The sequence below is a fragment of the Xanthomonas sp. D-99 genome (assembly GCF_017746145.1).
Taxonomy (GTDB): Bacteria; Pseudomonadota; Gammaproteobacteria; order Xanthomonadales; family Xanthomonadaceae; genus Xanthomonas; species Xanthomonas cissicola.
Genome location: NZ_JAGHWU010000052.1, coordinates 19,698 through 42,405, shown reverse-complemented (window position 1 = coordinate 42,405; position 22,708 = coordinate 19,698). Strand labels below are relative to the sequence as shown.

Annotated in this window: 19 protein-coding genes and 4 pseudogenes; 9 read left to right on the top strand and 14 right to left on the bottom strand. The window is 66.0% G+C overall.

Annotated elements, in window-relative coordinates; genetic code table 11:
- Positions 1-516: 516 nt before the first annotated feature.
- On the top strand, positions 517-2,991 hold the full coding sequence (locus J7360_RS16615) for a GH92 family glycosyl hydrolase (RefSeq protein ID WP_057661792.1): 2,475 nt from the start codon (positions 517-519) through the stop codon (positions 2,989-2,991).
- Between the two features lie 229 nt (positions 2,992-3,220).
- Here the strand turns inward: J7360_RS16615 and J7360_RS16610 are convergent, their stop codons facing one another.
- From J7360_RS16610 to J7360_RS16595, 4 genes and pseudogenes are all read right to left on the bottom strand, one after another.
- Positions 3,221-4,636, bottom strand: a complete 1,416-nt coding sequence (locus J7360_RS16610) for an amino acid permease (RefSeq protein ID WP_209034285.1) — start codon at positions 4,634-4,636, stop codon at positions 3,221-3,223.
- A gap of 207 nt (positions 4,637-4,843) precedes the next feature.
- On the bottom strand, positions 4,844-5,224 hold the full coding sequence (locus tag J7360_RS16605; protein WP_209034283.1) for a hypothetical protein: 381 nt from the start codon (positions 5,222-5,224) through the stop codon (positions 4,844-4,846).
- A 138-nt stretch (positions 5,225-5,362) separates the two neighbouring features.
- A pseudogene (locus tag J7360_RS16600) lies at positions 5,363-5,982 on the bottom strand (glutathione S-transferase).
- A gap of 163 nt (positions 5,983-6,145) precedes the next feature.
- The gene (locus J7360_RS16595) at positions 6,146-6,376 is read right to left on the bottom strand and encodes a hypothetical protein (RefSeq protein WP_033481426.1); all 231 of its coding nucleotides are present in this window, start codon (positions 6,374-6,376) and stop codon (positions 6,146-6,148) included.
- A gap of 203 nt (positions 6,377-6,579) precedes the next feature.
- Between J7360_RS16595 and J7360_RS16590 the strand changes: the two are divergent.
- The 5 genes and pseudogenes from J7360_RS16590 to J7360_RS16570 form a co-directional block, all read left to right on the top strand.
- Positions 6,580-6,698, top strand: a pseudogene (locus J7360_RS16590) (zinc-binding alcohol dehydrogenase family protein); the annotation flags it as partial.
- 258 nt (positions 6,699-6,956) lie between these two features.
- Positions 6,957-8,489, top strand: coding sequence for a DNA recombination protein RmuC (rmuC, locus tag J7360_RS16585; RefSeq protein ID WP_176214975.1), 1,533 nt, complete (start codon positions 6,957-6,959; stop codon positions 8,487-8,489).
- A 195-nt stretch (positions 8,490-8,684) separates the two neighbouring features.
- Positions 8,685-9,089, top strand: coding sequence for a hypothetical protein (locus J7360_RS16580; RefSeq protein ID WP_209034289.1), 405 nt, complete (start codon positions 8,685-8,687; stop codon positions 9,087-9,089).
- Between the two features lie 152 nt (positions 9,090-9,241).
- Positions 9,242-9,787, top strand: coding sequence for a glutathione peroxidase (locus tag J7360_RS16575; RefSeq protein ID WP_007968256.1), 546 nt, complete (start codon positions 9,242-9,244; stop codon positions 9,785-9,787).
- 60 nt (positions 9,788-9,847) lie between these two features.
- A complete protein-coding gene (locus J7360_RS16570) occupies positions 9,848-10,171 on the top strand; it encodes a hypothetical protein (RefSeq protein WP_343237354.1) in 324 nt (107 codons plus the stop codon).
- Between the two features lie 131 nt (positions 10,172-10,302).
- On the opposite strand, the gene J7360_RS16565 is transcribed toward J7360_RS16570, so the two are convergent.
- Genes J7360_RS16565 through J7360_RS16540 form a run of 6 tightly spaced genes read right to left on the bottom strand, consistent with a single transcriptional unit; the run spans position 10,303 to position 14,408 of the window.
- Positions 10,303-11,358, bottom strand: a complete 1,056-nt coding sequence (locus tag J7360_RS16565; RefSeq protein WP_209034281.1) for a VacJ family lipoprotein — start codon at positions 11,356-11,358, stop codon at positions 10,303-10,305.
- A gap of 10 nt (positions 11,359-11,368) precedes the next feature.
- Positions 11,369-11,659: an STAS domain-containing protein gene (locus J7360_RS16560; protein ID WP_022560466.1), complete on the bottom strand. Its 291-nt coding sequence runs from the start codon at positions 11,657-11,659 to the stop codon at positions 11,369-11,371.
- Complete coding sequence (locus tag J7360_RS16555) at positions 11,649-12,311, bottom strand: ABC transporter substrate-binding protein (protein ID WP_003482305.1); 663 nt, start codon at positions 12,309-12,311, stop codon at positions 11,649-11,651. The genes J7360_RS16560 and J7360_RS16555 overlap by 11 nt, the downstream gene beginning before the upstream one ends.
- Positions 12,308-12,853 carry an outer membrane lipid asymmetry maintenance protein MlaD gene (mlaD, locus tag J7360_RS16550; protein WP_005912377.1) on the bottom strand — a complete coding sequence of 182 codons (546 nt, stop codon included), beginning with the start codon at positions 12,851-12,853 and terminating at the stop codon, positions 12,308-12,310. The genes J7360_RS16555 and mlaD overlap by 4 nt, the downstream gene beginning before the upstream one ends.
- Positions 12,854-12,864: 11 nt before the next feature.
- Positions 12,865-13,614 carry an MlaE family lipid ABC transporter permease subunit gene (locus J7360_RS16545; protein ID WP_003482308.1) on the bottom strand — a complete coding sequence of 250 codons (750 nt, stop codon included), beginning with the start codon at positions 13,612-13,614 and terminating at the stop codon, positions 12,865-12,867.
- Entirely contained in the window at positions 13,614-14,408 is a 795-nt protein-coding gene (locus tag J7360_RS16540; protein ID WP_007971131.1) for an ATP-binding cassette domain-containing protein, read from the bottom strand. Before J7360_RS16540 ends, J7360_RS16545 begins: the two co-directional genes overlap by 1 nt.
- Before the next feature lie 383 nt (positions 14,409-14,791).
- On the opposite strand from J7360_RS16540, the gene J7360_RS16535 reads away from it, so the two are divergent.
- Entirely contained in the window at positions 14,792-15,079 is a 288-nt protein-coding gene (locus J7360_RS16535; RefSeq protein WP_011257259.1) for a hypothetical protein, read from the top strand.
- A gap of 18 nt (positions 15,080-15,097) precedes the next feature.
- Here J7360_RS16535 and J7360_RS16530 read toward each other — a convergent pair whose 3' ends face one another.
- From J7360_RS16530 to J7360_RS16515, 4 genes are all read right to left on the bottom strand, one after another.
- The gene (locus J7360_RS16530) at positions 15,098-15,655 is read right to left on the bottom strand and encodes a GNAT family N-acetyltransferase (RefSeq protein WP_057664159.1); all 558 of its coding nucleotides are present in this window, start codon (positions 15,653-15,655) and stop codon (positions 15,098-15,100) included.
- A gap of 4 nt (positions 15,656-15,659) precedes the next feature.
- On the bottom strand, positions 15,660-16,196 hold the full coding sequence (locus tag J7360_RS16525) for a tail fiber protein (RefSeq protein ID WP_007968268.1): 537 nt from the start codon (positions 16,194-16,196) through the stop codon (positions 15,660-15,662).
- A 60-nt stretch (positions 16,197-16,256) separates the two neighbouring features.
- Entirely contained in the window at positions 16,257-16,784 is a 528-nt protein-coding gene (locus J7360_RS16520; protein WP_007968270.1) for a tail fiber protein, read from the bottom strand.
- 68 nt (positions 16,785-16,852) lie between these two features.
- Complete coding sequence (locus J7360_RS16515; RefSeq protein WP_007968272.1) at positions 16,853-17,404, bottom strand: tail fiber protein; 552 nt, start codon at positions 17,402-17,404, stop codon at positions 16,853-16,855.
- Between the two features lie 260 nt (positions 17,405-17,664).
- Here J7360_RS16515 and J7360_RS21675 point away from each other — a divergent pair.
- Both J7360_RS21675 and J7360_RS16510 read left to right on the top strand, forming a co-directional pair.
- Positions 17,665-18,228: pseudogene (locus J7360_RS21675) on the top strand (hemagglutinin); the annotation flags it as partial.
- A gap of 18 nt (positions 18,229-18,246) precedes the next feature.
- Positions 18,247-22,695 (top strand): annotated as a pseudogene (locus J7360_RS16510) (putative Ig domain-containing protein).
- The last annotated feature ends 13 nt before the right edge of the window (positions 22,696-22,708 follow it).

The following is a 22,708-nucleotide window of genomic DNA, read 5'->3' as shown; positions in this document are numbered from 1 at the left end:
AAGCGCCAGAAATGGCGAAATTCCGAAGTTCCAAAAGCCACTCTTCGGAACGACGCCACCTTCCGCCCTGTCAGGTCTCGTTGTTCAGACCTTCCTTAGCGCCGTTAACAGGAAATATGGCGAACATCGCAACCTATTGATTCGATAGTCATCGGGATGTTTGAAAACCGCTTGGGTCCGCCTGCTTTGCTGCGACGCGGTGTGCAGCAAAGAGCTTCGAACGCTTAATCTTTGCCAATACAGGACACATGGCCCACCCAAATTTAGATCGATCCAAGCCGGCTGATCTCCCTTACATATCTAAAAGAAGACGTGTTCGATGGTTGAGGCGGGCACTTCGCCGCGCGGGCATCGATGCCGTCAGGTGGTGCTTTCGGCACCGTGCAGGCACGCAAGGGTGCCTGCCGATTCCAGACACTGCCATACGCATGATGATGCCGGCGCTGTGGTGTTGATCGTCCGGCACGCGCCTTCCATCTGCGGCTTCGGCCGCCCTTTCCCCCCAAGGTGTTCCGCATGCTGTCAGTCGTATCGCCCAACCGTTCTACCGCGCGTGCTGTGTGCACGCCGCTCTGGCGCCGCGCCGCGGTCGGCCTGTGCCTGCTCGGCGTGGCCATGTCCGGCCCGCTAGCCGCGCAAGACCCGGCGCAGGTCAACACCTTCATCGGCAGCAAGGACGACGGCAATACCTATCCGGGCGCCTCGGCGCCATTCGGCCTGATCCAGGTCAGCCCGATCGGTGCGCACTACGCCGGCTGGCGCTACGACGACCCCAGCATCCGGGGTTTCGGCCATTCGTTCCTGTCCGGCGCCGGCTGCTGGGAGCAGGGCGGCCAGGTGTCGGTGCTGCCGGTCACCGGCCGTATCGGTCCCAGGGGCGACTTCGACACCAACGATGCCAAGGCCTTCGACCAGAAACGCTACGCCGCGCGTTACACGCATGATGGCGAAGTGGGCCAGGCCGGCTATTACAGGGTGCGGCTCACCGATTACGGCGGCATCGACGCCGAAGCCAGCGCGCTGACCCGCGCCGCCACCGAGCGCTACACCTTCGCGCCGGGTGCCGACACCGGCCATGTGCTGGTCAACGTGGCGCAGGCCAACGACCGCCATGTGGTGATCGGCAGCCAGCTACAGATCGTCGGCGACCGCGTGGTCGAGGGCAAGCTGACCACGCAGAGCTTCTGCGGCGGCCACGAATACACCACCTGGTTCCGGCTGGAATTCGATCGCCCGTTCACTGCGCATGGCGTCTGGGGCGAAGAGGGCGGCGTGCCCGGCGCGCGTCACGGCATGGGCGGCGAACTCAAACCCAACGGCGCCTGGCTCAGTTTCCCGCTAGGCAAAGACAAGAACGCGCGTGCGGTGACCGTGGTCAGCGCCATCTCGCATGTGGATGCGCAAGGCGCCCGCAGCAACCTGCGTGCCGATGGCATGCAGGGCGGCAAACTGCTCAGTCTTGAACAGATGCGCCAGCGCGCGCAGAACGGCTGGCGCAATGCGTTGGCCAGCATGCAAGTGGAAGGCGCCAGCAACGACGACCGTTCCGTGGCCTATACCGCGCTGTATCACGCCTTGCTGCAGCCGCTGACCGGCAGCGATGCCGATGGCCGCTATCGCGGCTACGACGATGCGATCCATCGCGCCGATGGCTGGACCTACTACGAGTATTTTTCGCTGTGGGATACCTACCGCTCGCAAAACCAGCTGCTCGCCCTGCTGCAGCCGACACGCGCGCGCGACATCGGCCGCTCGTTGCTGGCGATCCAGCAGCAAGGTGGCTGGCTGCCGCGTTGGGGCTACGCCAACTTCGACACCAACATCATGACCGGCGACCCGGTCACCCCGTTCCTGGTGGATCTGTGGCGCTTCGGCGCGCTGCAGGGCAACGAGGCGGACGCGTATGCAGCGTTGCGCCAGAACGCCTTCGGCCAGCCGCCGATCAATTCGCGCCACGCCGGGCGCTCGGGCAATGCCAACTATCTGGCCAACGGCTTCGTGCAGTACGACCGCGCGTTCCCCTCCAAGGGCATGGATGTGGACCCGCACCACGGCGGCTCGGCCACGCTGGAATATGCATTGGCCGATTGCGCGCTCGCGCAGATGGCACAAGCACTGGGCCACAGCGAGGACAGCGCGCAGCTGCGCAAGCGCGGCGGCAACTGGCACCGCGTCTGGGACGCGGATGTGCGCGATGCCGAGACCGGCTTTGCAGGATTCCCGCGCCCGCGGCTGGAAGACGGCAGCTGGTATGCGCCGTCCGACGATCACTACAGCCCACGTTCCGAGCACGGTTTCCACGAAGGCACCGCCTGGCAGTATCAGTGGCTGGTGCAGCAGGACATCCCCGGCATGCTGCAGGCCATGCATGGCAGCGAACAAGCCGGTAAACGCCTGGACGCCTTCTTCGCCTACGACGATCTGCTGAAAGATCCGCTCACTGCCGCACGCACGCACTGGGTGGTCGGCCCGTACAGCTATTACAACCAGTACCGCTATAACCCCAACAACGAACCGGACCTGCACGCACCCTGGATGTACACGCTGATCGGGCAACCGTGGAAGACCGCCACCGTGGTGCGCGCCGCGCAACAGTTGTTTACCAATGCGCCCAACGGCGTCACCGGCAACGACGACCTTGGCACCATGTCGGCCTGGTATCTGTTCAGTGCCTTGGGGTTGTATCCGGCGGTGCCGGGCAGCGGGCAATTCCTGCTGCATGCGCCGCGTTTCAAGCGGGTCACGCTGGATCTGGGCAACGGCAAGCGCCTGCGCATCGACGCCCCCGGCGCCGACGGCCGCGCGCTGCAATACGTGGACAACGTGCGTTGGAATGGCAAGGCCCAGCCGCAGGTATTCCTGGACTGGGCGCAGCTGCAGCAGGGCGGCACGCTGGCGTTCGCGCTCACCAAGCAAGCACCCACGCAAGGCTGGGGTACACAAGCGGATGCATTGCCGACATCGTTCTGTGCAACCCCGCAGGCGCAATAACACCACGGCGTTTGAAACCCCTCTCCCTGCGGGGCACAAGTGCAACAGCGCTTAACGCTAAAAGAGCGGCAGCGTGAAGCCCCTCTCCGGCCCGGAGAGGGGTGAGCGACAAAGTTCTCGTGACATCAAACTGCACGTGGCTACGCACCGACTCTCCTCCGCCCCTTCGGGCACCTGCTCCTCCATGAAGGGGGGAACAATTCCCGAGGGGGAGAAGGATGTCGCCCGCTCAGCCAGCCGAATTCAACCGGCTATTGCGTCGCCCATATGCCAGGTACACCACCACGCCCAGCGCATTCCACAGCAGGAACCAGCCCTGCGTCTTGCTCGGCAGGCTCCAGAACAGATACAGGCACCCGCCGATCGCCACCGGTCCCACCACCCACGCCAGCGGCGTGCGGAAGGCGCGCGCACGGCCGGGCTCGCGCACGCGCAACACCAACAGGCAGGCCGCCACCGCCGTGAACGCCGCCAGCGTGCCGGCGTTGGCCAAGGCGGCGATTTCGTCCAGCCGGGCCACGCCCGCCAGTGTTGCCACCAGCACCGCGGTGAACAGGGTGATCGCCACTGGCGTGCCGGTGCGTGCATTGACCTTGGACAAGCCGCGCGGCAACAAGCCATCGCGCGACATCACGAAGAAGATGCGGCTCTGCCCGTACAAAAACGCCAGCAACACCGTGGGTAACGCAATGATCGCCACCGCACCGATCACCAACGCCGCCTTGCCGTGGCCGAGTTCGCGCAGGATCAGCGCCAACGGCTCGGGGCTCTTGCCGAACACGGTAAAGCTCATCGCACCCACCGCGGCCAGGGCCACCAGCACATAGATCAGCGTGCAGCCGATCATCGAACCGACGATGCCGATCGACAGATCGCGCCCGGGGTTCTTGGTCTCTTCGGCCGCCGTGGAAATCGCATCGAAGCCGTAGAACGCAAAGAAGATGATCGCCGCCGCTGCCATCACTCCGCGCTCCACGCCATCGGGACCCATCGCCTTGGAGAAGCCATACGGCATGAACGGCTGCAGGTTGGCGCTGTTGAAGGCCGGCAGCGCAATGGCCACGAACACGCCGAGTGCGATGATCTTCAGCACGACCAGTACCGCGTTGAGCGTGGCGCTTTCCTTGGTGCCGGCCATCAACAGGCCAGCCACCAGGAAGGTGATCGCCACCGCCGGCAGGTTGACGATGCCGCCGGCGTGCGGCCCGGCAATGAGTTCATGCGGCAACCCCACGCCCAGCCATTGCAGGAAACCAACGAAATAGCCCGACCAGCCGACCGCCACCGTGCTGACCACCAGCGAATATTCCAGTACCAGGCTCCAGCCCACCACCCAGGCAATGCTCTCGCCCAGCGCGGTGTAGCTGTAGGTATACGCACTGCCGGCAGCCGGCATCATCGTGGCCATCTCGGCATAGGCCAGCGCCGCACAGGCGCACACGGTGCCGGCCGCCACGAACGACAGCAACACTGCCGGTCCAGCCTTGTCGGCGCCCACGCCGATCAGCGTGTAGATCCCGGTACCGACGATGGCGCCGATGCCCAGCGCGATCAAATGCGGCCAACTCAGGCTACGGACCAGTTGCCGGCCGGCCTCGTGCACGGTGACCTGATCGATGGATTTGCGCCTGAGCCAAGACGACATGTGGACCTCGCGGGAATCAAAAGAATGCGCGAGTGTCGCCCAACGCAGCGCAGCAAAGCTATCGGTCCAAGGTCATGCGGCCCGACCGTGCCTGGGCACGCTATGGCATCAGCTCACGCGCGGCGCATCGTGCATTTCCTTTGCCCGGCACAGCCATCCATCACGGCGTGTGCGATTGACGGCACGCAATCGCATATCGCACTCCGCTCACTCAATCGAGGCGCGATGCGGCGGGCGCGCGTTGCGGTAGATCAGCTGCACCGCCCAGGCGCCGGCAAGCCCAACCACACCGGCAGCGAAGTGGCTCCAGTCGAGCACCCGCGGGGCCGCGCCATTGGCTTCATGGCCCCACAGGTTGAACCACAGCAGCACCAAGGCGGTGATGCCCATGCCGATCCAGAACCACAGCCGGGTTCGGCCGATCGCATAGACCAAAAACGGCAACGCCGCACCGATCAGAAAATGCACGGGGAAAAAATACACCGAGCCGTAGGGCCGCATCAGGTACCAGACGATTGCCGCGAACGTGCCCAGGAAAGCAAACAGGCCCAGCGCCAATAGGCGGGTTCGGTTGGTGGCAGTGGTCATCGGTGAGCCTCGCAAAAGCAGACCCTCACCCTACCTATGCCCAGGTCAATGCAGTGCGAGCGTGCTGCATGCATCGCTTCGGTGGTCTGGTTCGCTTCGCACAAGCTGGTTCGCTCCGCACAAGGGCGATGTGCGGCATTAGGGTGCAGTGCAACCATGGCGCTGAAATCCAGCGCGTGTCTTCAAGTGTGCGTAATACGCCGCCACCGCGGGCAATGGCGCACGCGCGATGGGGCTGGCGACCCAGCGCTGTGTCGACAACCCCAGCACGATGTCGGCAAGCGTAAAGCGTGCGCCGAGGACGAACGGACCGCCGCGCTGCAGCTGTGCATCGAGGATCGCCATGTGCCGGTTCCACTGCTCCACGCTCGCCGCAATCGCCTGCGCATCGGTATGCGCTGCACTGCCACGCACGCTGGCCATGAATGCGTAACGCCAGGCGGTATTGAGTTCGGTGGCCTGCCAATCCATCCATTGCTCGACCAGTGCGCGCGCGGCGGGCGCGGCCGGCAGCAGATCGTGGCGTTGGCTGCGCGCGGCCAGGTAGCGGCAGATCGTGTTCGATTCCCATAGCACTAGTGCGCCGTCGCGGATCACCGGCACCAGCGCATTGGGATTGAGCGCGCGAAATTCCGGCGTCTGCACCGATGCAAAGCCGCTGCCATATGCGACAGCGTGTAGTCCAGCCCCAGCTCATCGCACAACCACAACACTTTGCGCACATTGATCGAGCACGGCTTTCCGTAGATCTCCAGCATGTGTTCCTCGGTGACACGCGTGATGGCTGGCAGTTGGCGGCGGTGATACGCGCTGCAGGCAACGCCGCACGCGCATGATGCAGCGAGCGCAGCCGTCTGCATCCACGCACGCTGCGGCGAATGGCAGAGCGCGGTGCATTCTCACCGCTGCACTCCTGCGCCGCTACAGCTCGATCTTGCCCGCGTATGCATCGCGCACGGTCTGGCTGATGTAGGTGCTCAGCCCGCGGCCGGCCGTGGCGAGCCGCTGCATGGTCGCGACCACCTCGGCGCCCGCGCTGTCGGCGGTATACACATAGGTCTCGCCGCTGCGAAAGCGCACGGCGATGGCGTCGTCGGCCAGCGCGTAGGCCACCACGCCCGAGTGGCCGTTGCGATTGCCATAGCGCTGCATGCGAACCGGGCTGGGTGCGGTCATGCCGGCAGGCTAGAGCCGCCGCAGTGATGGGCGCTTCAACGAACACGGCAATGACGCGCGCAGCAGCACCGCACGCCATGCGACATCGAACAGGTGCGTTGGCCATTTCAGCGTCATGGCGCAGCCGCGCAGCCATCATCCGCGCACCGAAAACGCGAAGGCCGCTGCAATGGCACGTGCCCGGCGATGCGGTGTACGACGCCGGCGCGCTGACCCGCCCGGGCACAATGCGCAATTTCACCTGGTGGACGAGTGCCTGGTCGGGCGCAAGTCGGCCACGCTCGATGACGCTGCGGCTGGGAGCACTACGGCCGCATCACCGCCGGCAACCTGCGCCGTGCCCACGGCAAGCTGGTGCTGGAAGGTTTCTGAGCGCAGACGCCTCACCCACGACAGCGACCTGGCATGGCCGCTGTCGTGCAGCTGCACCCAGCAGCGCTGGCGCGCGAGCGCCGCTGGCCAAGCTCCGCGACGCAGCTGTTGCGACAAGCACCGCTACACTGCGTACATGTCATCCCAATCTCTGATCCTTCTCGGGCTGCTCGTCGTAGTCCTCGTGTTGCAGCTGCTGGCGCTGCTGCGACGTCCGTCCACCACCGCGCTGGAGCATGCGCTGCGCGCCGAACAGCGCGATGGTCGCGGCGAACTGCGCGAGCAACTCGAAGGCCTGGCGCGGCAGCAGGACGCCCGCCTGGAAACCTTCGCGCGCAACCTCGCCGAACTGTCCACGCGCACCGACCAACGCCTGGACCTGCTGCGCGACGCGCTCGGCGAAGATGCCCGCAAGGCGCGCGAAGAAAGCGGTCTTGCGCAACAACGCATCGGCGAACTGCTGACCCTGCGGCTGACCGAACTGCGCACCCAGCTCGAAGGTTTCGGCCAGCAACAGGAAACCCGCATCCAGGTGTTCGGCCAGCAACTGGGCGAACTGATGGCGCGCACCGACACCCACATGGCCGCGCTGCGCGAAGCGCTGGCCGAAGACGCGCGCAAGGGGCGCCAGGAAGCCGGGCAATCGCAACAGCGTTTCACCGAAGCGCTGGGCCTGCGCTTGAACGAACTCACCCAGCGCAACGAACTGCGCATCGGCGAGATGCGCGCCACGCTCGAGCAGCAGTTGGCCAATCTGCAACACGACAACGCCAGCAAGCTCGAGTTGATGCGCGCCACCGTCGATGAAAAATTGCAGACCACGCTCAACACGCGTCTGGATGCCTCGTTCAAGCTGGTCTCCGAACGGCTGGAACAGGTGCAGCGCGGCCTGGGCGAAATGCAGCAGCTGGCCACCGGCGTGGGCGACCTCAAGCGCGTGCTCACCAACGTCAAGGACCGCGGTGGCTGGGGCGAAGTGCAGCTGGACAACATCCTCGAGCAAACGCTGACGATGGAGCAGTACGCGCGCGGCGTACGGGTCAAGCCCGACAGTGCCGAAGCGGTGGATTTCGCCATCCGCCTGCCCGGACGCGGCGACGAGAAGGTGGTGTGGCTGCCGGTGGACGCCAAGTTCCCGCGCGAGGACTACGAACGCCTGATCGATGCGCAGGAAAAGGGCGATCTCGACGCGATCAAGCAGTCGACCGCGCAACTGGAACGCGCCATCCGCATCCAGGCCAAGTCGATCAGCGACAAGTACGTCTGCCCGCCGCACACCACCGACTTCGCGGTGATGTTTCTGCCCACCGAAGGGCTGTATGCCGAAGTGATCCGCCGTGCCGGCCTGGTCGATCTGCTGCAGCGCGAGCACCGCGTGGTGCTGGCCGGCCCCACCACGTTCACCGCCTTGCTCAACAGCCTGCAGATGGGTTTTCGCACGTTGGCGATCGAAAAGCGCTCCAGCGAGGTCTGGCAGGTGCTGGGCGCGGTGAAGAGCGAGTTCGGCAAGTTCGCCGGCATTCTCGAAAAGGCCGAGCGGCAGATCAGCACCGTCGGCAAGAGCCTGGGCGAAGCCAGCCGCAAGACCCGCACCATCGAACGCCGCCTGCGCGGGGTGGAAACACTGGCCGGCGATCAGTCGCAGGCGTTGCTGGACGATGGCAGCGACGACACCGGCACCAGCAGCGAAGACGATAGCAACGACGAGCAGGCGTGATCCGGCTGCAGGCGGTGATGCATGGCGTCCGCGCGACAGCACAACGTAGGAGCGCATCCGGGCGCGATGAAGCGTTATCGGTAAAAGCTGGTCGCGCCCGGGGTGCGCTCCTACGAATGCAGGTCTTCGGCATGTTCTCTTGCGCCGATAGACCGCACATCACGCAGACATCGCCACCGCGATGCTTGCTCCCACCTGGTTCAAGACGAGATGCTCAACATGGCGACCCGATGGATCCACGCAGCGCTCTGCGCGCTGCTGCTGACCGCATGCAGCACTGGTCCGGTAACCAGGCCGGCTGCCGCGGCGAACGCTCCGCCGCCACCGCACACCGTCTCCGCCGATGCCGCCGAATGCACGGCGAAGGGTGGACAACTGCGGCCGGTCGGCCGCATGCAGATTCCGCGCTGCATCGTGCCGTACGCCGATGCCGGCAAGACCTGCACCGACAACAGCGATTGCAGCGGCGACTGCCTGGCCATCAGCATCGTGCCGACCGGCGCGGCGGCCGCCGGTATCTGTCAGCGCGACAGCGATCGCTTCGGTTGCCGCCAGACGGTGGTCGGCGGCAAGGGCCAGGCGGCGCTCTGCATCGATTGATGGCTTCGAAGATGGCCGAGCGCGTGGACGGCCGGTCAGCCGATCGGCCCGCGGACGTCGTTGCAGACAACGGCCAGCAGCGTGAGCCAGCGGCATCGCTCGCCTCACCGTGGCCGTTTATGCTCTGGGCTCTCCCTGCCCAGGACGCATCGATGAGCCAGACGCTATACGACATCCCCGTGACCCGCATCGATGGCCAGCCCACCACCTTGGCGGACTATCGCGGCAAGGTGATGCTGGTGGTGAACGTCGCCTCCAAGTGCGGCCTGACCCCGCAGTACGAAGGGCTGGAAGCGTTGTATCGCGACAAGCGCGCACAGGGCCTGGAAGTGCTGGCGTTTCCGGCCAACGACTTCAACGGCCAGGAGCCGGGCAGCGAAGCGGAGATCGCGCAGTTCTGCCAGCTCACCTACGACGTCACCTTCCCGATGTTTGCCAAGATCGCCGTCACTGGCGACCACGCGCACCCGCTGTATCAGGCACTGACCAGCACGCATCCGCACACCACCGGCGACGGTCCGATGCGCGAGAAACTTGCCGGCTACGGCATCGCCCCCAACCCCGCGCCGGGCGTGGTGTGGAACTTCGAAAAATTCCTGATCGGCCGCGACGGCAAGATCATCGACCGCTTCGCCCCGGACATCCCCGCCGACGATGCGCGCCTGCGTCAGGCGATCGATACGGCGTTGGCTGGCTAGTGCGTGGCCGAGTCAGCGCCAACGTTGGCTGTACTACTGCAGTCGCTGACGCCTGACGAAGTGCGCTTCATTGCCCAGCGCGACGACGGCCAGGACGCAGAGCGGCACTCACAGGCGCTTGCATCCGTGGTTGCGCGCGGTGGCCGGTTCGAGCAGGGCGAGGAGTGGTACCCGTATGAGGTCGTCGAGTTGGGCGCCCACATCCTTGTGCCGGGCCATGCGCGTGAGTTTGCGATCTGTACGCTATTGGTGATCGCCGCGGTGGCGGACGGGTTTGATCTGTCCACCACACTCGCTGACAAGTTCCAGGATCGTGCTGACGACTATGCCAAGCTGCCGCCGGATCTCCAGCAGGCGATTCTGGAGGCGTACGCCGCCACGTGATATTCCCGGCAGGACTGTAGTTCAGCCTCCCTGCCGCTACCGCCGACCAGCAGGCCCGCAAGAGAGCAGCGACAAAAAAGCCCGGGATCTCCCGGGCTTTGACCCTCGTCGCTGACCAACTCCCCGACCGCTCAACGTACCCAGCTCGGGATCGGCATGGCGTTACCCGGCACGGTATTGTCCTTGTCGTCGCGCAGGTATTCCGGCAGCTCGTTGTTCTTTTCGCGATGGCTCCGCAGGTCGCGGGTGATCTGGTAATTGCGTCGCTGCATCCACGCATCGCGGGTCAGCGCGTATTCGTCCGGCGCCTGGTCGCGCAACGAATCCAGCGACATCAGCTGCGCGCGCGTGTCCACCAGCTGCAAGCCCTGCAGGGCAAAGCGCGTACCGCCGTCGTCCACCTGGCGAATCCACGACAGCGGAATATCGCCCGCCAGCCCGAAGGTGTCGCGTACGGTGCGCGGCCCGAACAACGGCAGCTCGAAGTAACGCGAGTTACGCCAGCCCCACGCGCCCAGCGTCTGGCCGAAGTCTTCGCTGCGCCGCGGGATACCGGCCGCCGAGGCGGGGTCGAACAGCCCAGCCACACCCAGGGTGCTGTTCATCACAAAGCGCCCCAGCGACTGCATTGCATGGACCGGGTGGCCTTGCAGCAGCTGGTTGACCATGGTCAGCGGCGTGCCCAGGTTGTAGAAGAAGTTGGTCACGCCCAGGCGCGCCGGGCTCGGCACCACCTTGGTGTAGGCCGTCGCCAACGGACGCGCCACGCCGCGGTCCACCGCCATATTGAAGCGGTGCATGCCGCGGTTGTAGCGCTCCCACGGGTCGTATGCCGGCGCCGCGCCCGGTTGTGCCGGCGCACCGTTGGCGCCTGCTTGCGGGGTGGTCGGGCCATACAGTGCGTCGAAGTCGCTTTCGGCATCGGTGGGCGCGCCTGCAGCGGCGGTGTCGGCGCCCGCAGCGGCTTGCGGATCGGCAGGAGCAGCAGCGCTTGCCGGCAGCGCATCCGGGGCGGCCATCCCGGACGCGGCTGGCTGCGCGGTCATTCCGGCATCGTCGCGTACCGGCGCGTCGGCCGCAGGCGCGATGGCGGTACCGCCCGACGGCGGTGCGGATTTGGGCGCCTGGCTGGCGCAGGCACCCAGCAGCAGGCTGGCCAACAACGGAAGAGAACGGAACTGGGTCATGGGCTGGCGCTCAGGCCTGAAAATCGAGAGTGGGGGACAACCGGTAAGCGGCGCGCAATTCGTCCAGACCTGACGCCTCGCCGACCACTTCGCCGCTGCCGGCTTGACGCAACCGGGCAGCCAGTTCGGCCAGCATCGCCACGCCGGCACTGTCCAGGCGTTGTACACCCGACAGGTCCAGCGTGCGCGCGCCATCCAGCTGTGCGATCGCCTGCGGCCAGGCCGCGGTGACCGCCGCACGGTCGAGCACGCCGGTGATGACCAGCGTGTCGCCCGTGCGTTGCACGGTGTTAGTTGCCATTGGCCGGTGCCGCACCGACTTGCAGGTTGCCACTACGCAGCTCGGCGGCCACCTTGGCGATGCCCTTCTCGCGCAGCGGGCCGTCGAACTGGGTCTTGAAGGTCTGCACGTAGGAGATGCCTTCGATCATCACGTCGAAAATCTTCCACTGGCCGCCGGTATTGCGCATCAGGTAATCGACCGGGGTCGGGTCGTTGCCGGCACGCAGCAGGTCGGTGGACACCTTGACGCCGCGGTTGCCCGGCAGCGCGCTTTCGGACTTGGCGCGGAAGGTCGGCTTGCCTTCGAAATTCAGCAGCGCGGTGCCATAACGCTGCATCAGGTTGTCGGCCAGCGCATCGGCAAACAGCTTGACGTCGGCATCGGAGGCGCCGCGGCCATGCACACCCAGCACCAGACGGGCCGAGTAGTCGCGGTCGAAAGCCTTGTTCAACTCGCCGTTGATGAACTGACGCAGCGCCGCCGGATTGCTGCGGAACTCCGCACGGCGCTGGTCCAGCGTGCTCAGGATGCGGGTGCTGCTGTCGATGACGGTCTTGGTCGCCGCGCCCTGCGCAGGCGCGCTGGCAGCGGCCGGCTGCGCCAGCACGGTTGCCGGTGCGCACACCAGCAGGGTCGAGGCCAGGACGGCAGAAAGCACAGTGGTCTTCATTGGTGTGGTTCCGTAGAGGGAGGAGCGGTTTGGGCAGGCGCAGGCGCCTGGCCGTTGGCGGCGGCCGGGGCATTGCTGCCGCCACCGCCACCACTGAACATGTATTTGCCGACCAGCTGCAGCAGATCCACCGCCGGCTGGGTGAAGCCGATTTCGTCGCCCGGCTTGAGGGTGTCCGGGTCGCCGCCCGGCTGCAGCCCGATATAACTCTCGCCCAGCAAGCCGCTGGTGAAGATGCCGGCCGAGGTGTCGGCAGGCAGGTCCTTGTACTTGGTATCCAGCGACAGGGTCACGATCGAATCGAACTTGGTCGGGTCCAGGCTGATGTCGGCCACCTTGCCGATGGTCACGCCGCCGATCTTCACCGGTGCCTGCGCGCGCAACTGGCCAATCTGGCTGAAGCGGGCGGTCAGCGTGTACTGGCTGGAGCCAAAGCCCCAGCGCTGGTTGGTCGAGGCCACCGCCAGCACCAGCAGCGAGGCCAGGGTCAGCAGCAAAAAGGCGCCGACGGCGAATTCGAGTCGTGGTCCACGCATGGCCATAGTTATTCCACTCACCTAAACAACATTGCAGAAAGGACGAAGTTGAACATCAGCACCAGCAACGAGGCGTTCACCACCGCGCGGGTGGTGGCGACCGAGGTGCCTTCGATGGTCGGTTCGGCATGGAAGCCCACGTAGGCGGCAACCAGTGCCGCGGTGCCGCCGAAGATCGCCGACTTGAGCATCGCCACGCCGAAGTCGTCCCAGAAGTCCACGCTATTGCTCAGCCCCGACCAGAACGTGCCGTTGTCGATGCCCAGCACATGCACCGCTTCGAAATAGCCCCCGGTGATGGCCAGCGAACAGAACACGCCGGTCAACAGCGGCACCGTCAGCACCGCCGCCCAGAAGCGCGGCGCCACTGCCTTGGCCACCGGGTCGATGGCCATCAGTTCCAGCGCCTTGATCTGGTCGGTGGCGCGCATCAGACCGAGCTCGGCGGCGATCGAACTGCCGGCGCGGCCGATGAACAACAAGGCGGTCAGCACCGGCGCCAGTTCGCGATACAGCGACAGGCCCAACAGCGTGGACAACGCATCCGATGCACCGTAGGTGGTGAGCGTGCGATAGCCCTGCAAGGTCAGCACCAGGCCGACGAAGGCGCCGCCCACCGCAATGATCGGCAACGAGCGCGCACCGACCTTGTAGATCTCGCGCACCAGTTCGGCGATGAAATCGCGCGTGGGCAGCGAGCCACGCAGCACCGTCAGCGAAAACAGGCCGGCGCGGCCGAAGGCGCGAATGGAATCGGCGAAGGCCATCAGGCAGCACTCCGGTCGCGGCGCGGGGTGGCATCGAAGGCGATCGGGCCGTCCGGCTGGCCATGCAGGAATTGCTGCACCAGCGGGTCAGTGCTGTCTTGCAGCTGCGCAGGCGTGCCGGCGAACACGATGCCGCCATTGGCGATCACCACCGCCTGGTCGCAGATCGGCAGCGTCTCGTGCACATGGTGGCTGACGATGATGCTGGTCAGGCCCAGGCTGTCGTTGAGACGCTGGATCAGGCTCATGATCACCCCCGAGGCGATCGGGTCCAGCCCGGTCAGCGGCTCGTCGTAGATCATCAGCGGCGGGTCCAGTGCCAGCGCGCGCGCCAGTGCCACGCGCCGCGCCATGCCGCCGGACAACTCGCGCGGCCAGGCATCGGCTGCGGCCAGCAGGCCGACTGCATGCAGCTTCATCTGGACCAGGCGCTGCAGCACCGCTGCCGGCAACCGCGTGTGGGTGCGCAGTGGCAGCGCGACGTTCTCGGCCACGCTGAGGTCGGTGAGCAGGCCATTGCCCTGCAGCAGCACACCGACGTTGCGACGCATCTCCAGCAGCGCGCGGTTGCCGGTGGGAATGGGATTGCCGAACAGCGTGACCGTGCCGGCGACCGGGCGCAGCTCGCCGGTCAGCGCCGCCAGCATGGTGGATTTGCCGCTACCGGACGGACCGAGCACGGCCGTGATGCTGCCGCGTGGCACCTCCAGCGACACATCGCGCAGGATCGTGCGCCCGCCGCGATCGATGCGGACACCGGACAACTGCACGACAGGGGAAGCGGAAGCCGTCATCGGTGCCTTTAACAAAATTACAACGCGATAGAGTAGCCCGCGCACCGCTGAACATAACCAGACTGGCGCGTGCAGTATTGTCGCATTCACCGAGCGGCGATGTGCGGGTTGCGCGTCGCTGTCTGCGTAACAGCGTGTCCTGCAACGCAACCAGGCCACACGCAGGCGAGCGGGATCAAGAACGTACGCCGCAGTAGGGACGTAAGCGACCGTTGCCAAGGCGCGCGGTGTTTACCTGCAGATTGGCCCGTGCGCTGTCGTCGTCTTGCCTGGCGCTGTTGCAACGATCTGCCGAGCACGTCGCGTTGTCGGCAGCGGCATCTTGTCGAACCGGCCACAAAACGTGACGATCCATGGCTACTTCGTCGCTACAGGAATCTTGCATGGAGTTGCTGACGCTTGAACACTTCGCCGGTAGCGTCAACGAAACCTTTGCTGCCGCATTGAATGAGGGCGAGGTGCCGTTCGTGCTGGTGGAAGCGCGGCCCTTGCAGCATGCGCGCAATTCGCAACGTGCACCGTTTTCGTTGCTGTTTCGCAATGGCTCGGCCTTTTTGTTTCCACAGCAGACCTATCAGATGCGACATGCGCGGCTCGGCGAGATCGGTATCTTCCTGGTGCCGGTGGCACGCGAGCGCGACGGGTTCTTGTATCAAGCCGTATTCAATTGAACACGGCCAGTTGCTCGTTCAGCTGAGTAGGTGATCGCGCGGATGCCAGTGCATCTGCAGATGGGTCTGGGTGCTGTCGCCTGCAACGAATCCGAGGCGGGCATACAGGCGTTGCGCGGAGGGGTTGGCGTGCAGCACGTGCAGTGCCAACACGCAGGCGGTCTCGCGCGCCAGTGCCTGCGCATGTGCAATCAATTGCGAGCCGACGCCTCGCCCACGCCAGTCCGGCAGCAGGCTGATATCGACCAGCGTGTGGTGCGCGCCGGCGCGGTGCAGATAGAGCCGGCCGATCGATAGACCTTTGGCCTGCACGATCAGAAAGTCCGCATCGGCAAACTGCTGCCGGTAATGCGCGCGTTGCAGGGCGAACTGCTGCTGCAGGAAGGCGCGCTTGGTCGCTTCCGGCCACGGCACCGGTGCCAGCTCGTCGCGACGCGTGCTGGCGTACAGATCCTGCAACCAGGGCAGATCGGCATCCCGCTCCCCACGCAGGGTAATGGCGTGCACACCCGGTAACCTGGTCTGGCTTGCGTCGGCGGATGCCTTCACGACCTCGCTGGAAAGCAGGCGTGTCATGACATCAACTGAAGACAGGGTAGTCGCCGGACAGCGCGATGCAGAAGTTCAGCGCCAGATACGGCTGCCGGTTCTCGTGTGCCAGGGCGTTGCCGGTGGGCAGCAGCATGGCCGGGGAGAACTGCTGGTTCGGGGCGACCGCCAGGAACGGACGCTCGTTGGTGAGATTCAGCGACGACAACGCGGCACCGCTGGCAGGGGCACCGGTCTTCTTGGTCGCGTCCGCCTGCGAGAACGCATTGACGCCGTGCTGGTGCATCGGGATCTCCGTACTCGACAGGCTCACCCCTGCGGAGCCGAAATTGCTGCCTAGCGTGTGCGGAGTCAGCCCCGGGCCCGGGCCCTGCTGGCAGCCGGCACGCGCGCTGAAGTTCGGCAGCTGGAAGGTGCTGCTGCCGTTGCCGCCGTAGGCCACGCCGAGCAGCGAGTACAGCGCGCTGTTCTGCGTGATCGGCAGGATGGCGCCATTGCACAGGGCCCAGCCATACGGGTTGTAGTCGAAGCCAAACAGCTGGATTTCGCCGAGATAGGGTTCGGTCATGAGCGGATTCCTCCGGTGGAGCGGATGCGTGCCGCAGCCATGTCGGCGCGGCGCATGGGATCAGGCTTGCTGCGGAAAGATGCCGGTGGTGGCGATGCAGTACTGCACCGTCAGCGTCGGCATCGTGTTGTCGTGCGGCTGGTTGCCGCCGGCGTACGAGGTGCTCTGCCCGGACATCGCCACCATGCTGGCGCCGGTGAGGTCGTTGGCATAGAACACAGCGCCATTGACCGCGCCGGGTAGCAGCCCGGCAGGCGCCGGCGCAGTCGCCGCCGCGGTGGTGGCCTGCGCAGTGTGCGTATGCGCCGGCATCTGCAGATCGGTCAACGTGACCGTCTCGGTGCCGGCACTCTGGGCGAGCACGTAGTTGCCGAGGCCTGGCCCCTGGCCTTGATGGATCGGCAGGCGGCCACGCAGGTCCGGAACCGCGAAGGTGCTGGTGCCGTTGCCGCCGTAGGCGGTGCCGAGCAGGACGTACAACGGCTCGTATTCGGAGATCTGCAGCAACGAGCCGTCGCACGCCTGCCAGCCCTGGGGCGTGCGGCCGAAGCCGAACATGCGGATTTCGCCGATGAAGGGAGTACCCATGAGATGCTTCCTGGTCGATGAGGCGCCGCGCGCGCTGACGCGCGCTGGGCGCCCGAATGCGGATGCGCCTAGCTGCGCGAAGGGAAGATGCCGGACAGCGCGATGCAGAAATTGATCGTGGTGTACGGCTGCACGTTTGGATGCGCCTGGCTGCCACCGCTGTTGGCGATGGTGGACTGCGCCAGGGGCACCATCGCGCCGGGGGCGGCGTACAGCGCGTGTGGCGTTCCCGGACCAGGACTGACGACGTTGTTCGCGAACAGGCGACCGGAGGGCGCCCGGTTGTCGCCGTTGCCACTGCTGCAATCCATCAGGTGTGTGTGCGGAGGCAGGTTGTCGCTCACCAGCGTCACCGTCTCCGCGCCAGCGGCCTGACCCATCGGCAGCGCAGACGGCTGCCAGCTCGGATCGGCCGACGGGCCATAGCCCATCGGCGTGCGACCGCGCAGGTCTGGCAGTGCAAAGTTGGTCCTGCCGTCACCGCCGAAACGGGTACTAAGCAGACTGAACAGGGCCTGGTTCTGATTGATCGGCAGCAATTGCCCATTGCACTGCGCGAAGTACTTCGGCGCGAACGCATAACCGCTCAGCATGATCTGACCAATGAAAAACTCGCTCATCCAGATCTCCTGCGTAAGTGACCCGTCGACCAGATGTCGGGGGGGTCCTCTAGAGATACCCGGCAGTCAGGGGCGCGGCAAGCCGCGCTGCACCAGAACTGGGATGAAGTATTAATTTTTTGTTCTTTAACTGGCAGTCAGTTCCTGTTCAAATGGTACGGCAGCGCAGAGCTATGCCATGAAAGGCATCGAAGCGCTGAGCTGAGGCACCAGGACCGTTGCCGACGCCATCGGGGTGGCGTGTCTAAGGGGATAACACGATGTATACGAATTGCACCGGCGCGGGCAGCGTGCGCCTGGCCCTACGTTGGCTGATGGCGGTGATGCTGTTGGCGACCTCTCATGTCGCGATGGCCGCCTATTGCACCAGTCCACAGAGCGCAACCGTCAATTCCGGTGGGTCGGTGACGTTCGACGTCAGTAACTGCGATGGCCCCGACAACTTCGGCATGAGCGATGGTGCACAACCGTCGCACGGTAGCTACGTCCTCACCGGTCAGCTCGATGGCGCAGGCACTGAGCGGGTGACATACACCAACAACGGGGACGGCGCGACGTCGGACTCGTTCTATCTTCTGGACCAGGACAACGGCCAGGTCGTCTTCAACATCACCATCAACCCTTCGCGGACGGCCAGCATCGCGGTCAGCCCGTCCGCCGCCAACGAGGACAGCGGTACGTCCTTCGTCTACACGGTGACGCTGAGCCAGACCAACACCTCGGCGACCACGGTCAACCTGACGCGCAGCGGCACCGCGACCAGCGGCACGGACTACTCCGGCGCCGCGACCAGCGTGGTGGTGCCGGCCAATACCAGCTCGGCCAGCTTCGCCGTCACCCCGATCGCCGACACCACGGTGGAAGCCGACGAAACGGTGACCTTCAGCGTCGCCAGCGGCACCGGTTATTCCACCGGCAGCCCCGCCAGCGCTACCGCCACCATCGTCAACGACGATTTTCCCGTCGCCTCGATCGCGGTGTCCCCGGCCAGCGTGACCGAGGACGGCGCCACCAACCTCCTCTACACGGTCACCCTGGACCAACCGTCCCCTTCGGCGCTGTCCATCGGCTTTGGCGTGAGCGGCACCGCGACCTCGGGCACCGACTATACGGCGGTGAGTTCGCCGCTGGTGATCGCCGCCGGCCAGACCACCGGCACCATCACCATCAATCCGACCGCCGACACCACTGTCGAGCCCGACGAAACCGTGGTGATCAGCCTCAACACCGGCAGTGGCTACACGGTCGGTTCGCCGAACAGCGCCACCGGCACCATTCTCAACGACGACCTGCCGGTGCTGTCGATCAACGATGTCTCGGTGAACGAAGGCACTGCCGGCACCACCAATGCCACCTTCACCGTGTCGTTGAGCGCGCCGGCCGGCGCCGGCGGCGTCAGCTTCGATATCGCCACTGCCGATGGCACCGCCACTGCGGGTGTGGACTATGTCGCCTCCAGTCTGACCGGGCGGACCATCCCCGCCGGCAGCAGCAGCGCCACCTTCACCGTGCTGGTCAACGGCGACACGCTGGCCGAGCCGAATGAAACGTTCTTCGTCAACGTCAGCAACGTCACCGGTGCCACCGTGAGTGACGGGCAGGGCCTGGGCACGATCGTCAACGACGACGCGCAGCCGGCGCTGTCGATCGACGATGTGAGCGTCAACGAAGGCAACAGCGGCACCACCACGGCCACCTTCACGGTGAGCCTGAGCGCTGCCAGCGGGCAGACGGTCACGGTCAACTACGCCACCGCCGACGGCACCGCCACCGCCGGCAGCGACTATGTCGCGCGCTCCGGCACGCTGACCTTCGCGCCGGGCGTGACCGCGCAAGGCGTGGCGGTCACCGTCGATGGCGATACCGCGGTCGAGCCCAACGAAACCTTCAGCGTTGGCCTGTCCGGCGCCAGCAATGCGACCATCGCCCGCGCCACCGGCACCGGCACCATCCTCAACGATGATGCGGTGGTGACGATCTCGCCGGCGTCGCTGCCCGCAGCAACTGCAGGCAGCGCGTACAGCCAGACGCTGACCGCCAGCGGTGGCACCCCGGGCTACACCTTCGTGGTCAGTGCTGGCGCGTTGCCGGCCGGACTGACGTTGAGCGCAAGCGGTGTGCTGTCCGGCACGCCGACCGCCAGCGGCAGCTTCAACTTCACCGCAACCGCGACCGACAGCGGGACGCCGACCAGCGGCAGCCGTGCCTACACACTGACCGTGGCCGGCGCCACCGTGATCCTGCCGGCCACCACGCTGCCGGCCGGTACCGCGGGCCAGGCCTATTCGAGCGCGATCACGCCGGCCACCGGCGGTATTGCGCCCTACAGCAGCGGTGCATTGCCGGCCGGGATCACCTTGGCCAGCAACGGCACCTTGTCCGGCACGGCAACGGTGGAAGGCACGTTCAATTTCACCGTGCAGGCCACCGACGCGAACAGCTTCACCGGCACACAGGCATACAGCCTGACCGTGGCTGGCCCGAACCTGGTGTTGCCGGCATCCGCGTTGCCGGCAGGCACGGCTGGGCAAGCCTATGCAGCCGCGATCACGCCGGCTACCGGCGGCACTGCGCCGTATAGCTATGCAGTGAGCGCAGGCACCTTGCCTGCAGGCATTGCACTGGATCCGGCCACCGGCGGGCTGAGTGGCACGCCGACGGCGGCGGGTACCTTCACCTTCACCCTGACGGTGTCCGACAGCACGCCAAGCCCCGCAGCGCAGGCATCGCGCAGCTATTCTCTGAGCATTGCTGCCCCGCAAGTCGTCGTAGCGCCGACCACGTTGTCGGGCGCCACGCGCGGCACGGCCTACAGCCAGACGTTGACTGCCAGCGGCGGCACGGCGGCCTACACCTACGCGATCACCAGCGGTGCATTGCCAGCCGGGATCACCTTGGCCAGCAACGGCACCTTGTCCGGCACGGCAACGGTGGAAGGCACGTTCAATTTCACCGTGCAGGCCACCGACGCGAACAGCTTCACCGGCACACAGGCATACAGCCTGACCGTGGCTGGCCCGAACCTGGTGTTGCCGGCATCCGCCTTGCCTGCAGGGACCGCCGGGCAGGCCTATGCGGCTGCCGTCACGCCGGCCACCGGCGGCACTGCGCCGTACAGCTATGCCGTCACCGCCGGCGCGCTGCCGGGTGGCGTGGTACTGGACGCTGCAACCGGCGGCCTCAGCGGGACACCGACGGTGTCGGGTACCTTCACCTTCACCCTGACGGTCACCGACAGCACGCCCAGCCCCGCCGCGCAGGCCAGCCGGAGCTACTCGCTGACCATCAATGCCGCAACGCTGGTGCTGGCGCAGCCCACCTTGCCGGCGGCCGTGCGTGGCACCGCCTACAACCAGGTGCTCACCGCCAGCGGCGGCATTGCACCGTACCGCTACAGCATCGCCAGTGGCGCGTTGCCGGCCGGATTGACGCTGGCCAGCGACGGCACGCTGTCGGGCACGCCAACGGTACAGGGCACCTCGTCCTTCACCATTGCGGTGGCCGATGCGGGCAACGCCAGCGCCACGCAGGCCTACACCTTCACGGTGAACGATGCAGCGCCGGTGGCGGTGGCCGATGTTGCCGCCACCATGACCGACACCGCCGTCACCGCAGCGGTCACCGCCAACGACACCGGCAGCATCACCGCGATCGCCATTGCCAGCGCGCCCACCAACGGCACGGCCGTGGTCAACGGGCTGGAAGTGGTCTACACGCCGAACGCCGGCTTTGCCGGCACCGACGTGTTGAGCTATACCGCCAGCGGCGCAGGTGGCACCTCGGCAGCGGTGACGCTGACCATCACGGTCAACGTGCGGCCGGTGGCGGTGTCGGTGACTGCAGCGGCAGTGCCGGGCGAAGCGCAACAGGTGGACATCACCCGTAACGCAACCGGCGGGCCGTTCGTGGCTGCTTCGGTGGTTGCGGTGTTGCCGGCCTCGGCCGGTACCGCCACCATCACCCGCGTGGGCGGCACCGCCAGTGCGGCGGCGGCGCGTGCCTCCGGCCTGTCGCCTGCAGCCACTGCAATGGCCGAGACGCCGACCTTTACGCTGACCTTTACGCCCAACCCGGCCTTCGTTGGCCAGGCCACGGTGCAGTTCACCTTGTCCAACGCATTCGCCACCTCGGCCCCGGCCACGGTGGTGTTCAACATCGCGCCACGGCGCGACCCGAGCGTGGATGCGGAAGTGCGTGGCCTGATCGATGCGCAGTCCGAGTCCACGCGACGTTTTGCGCGGGCGCAGATCGACAACTTCCAGCGCCGTCTGGAGGCCACGCATCGCGGCGGCAGCAGCTTCACCAACGCAGTGAGCTTCCAGCCGACCTCGCATTGCCGCCAGGCCGACCGCGGCATCAGTGCGCAGCCGTGCAGCCCGGACACGCAGGACGCCGACAACGACTTCCGCGATGCGCCCGCGGCGACCGGCAGCACCGGCAGCAGCGCGCAGACGCAGGGCGACCTGGGGCTGTGGGTGGGCGGCGCAATCCGCTCGGGCAGCCTGAACCGGCAGACCAACAGCAACGGTGTGGATTTCCAGACCGATGGGTTGAGCGTGGGTGCCGACTACCGTGTTGCGCCGTCGCTGGCGATCGGTGCGGGCCTGGGTTGGGGCCGGGACGACAGCGATGTGGGCAGCAACGGCAGCCATAGCAAGGCCACCGCCTACACGATGGCGTTGTATGCCAGCTTCCATCCGGGCAAGGCGTTCTTCTTCGACACCTTGGTCGGCTACCAGCTGCTGTCTTACGACCTGCGCCGCTTCGTCACCGATGACAGCTCGCTGGCCGAGGGCAACCGCGACGGCAAGCAGTGGATCGCCTCGCTGTCCACCGGCGCCGACCTGTAACGCGGCACGCTGCAGATCACCCCGTACGCACGTGTGGATGTGGCACGCGCCACCTTGGACGGCTATGTGGAAGAAGGCGTGGCACCGTTCGCGCTGCGCTATGCCGACATGGATGTGGCCACCACCACCGGAAATCTCGGCCTGCGTCTGGAATGGCGTCGCGAGGTTGCCTGGGGACGGCTGACCCCGCAGTTGCGCGTGGAGTATCAGCGCGACTTCCAGGGCCGTGGCGATGCGATCCTGAGCTACGCCGACCTCACCGGCGGCCCGTTCTATCGCACTGCGCAGAGCGCGTTCGACCGCAACCGGTTGATGGTGGGCATCGGTGCGGCGTTGCTGACCGAACAGGGCCTGTCGACGCGGCTGGAATACCGCGGCATCACCGACGGCGACAGCAACAACGATCAGACCTGGATGATCAATCTGGAAAAGAAATACTGATCGGGTTGCAAGC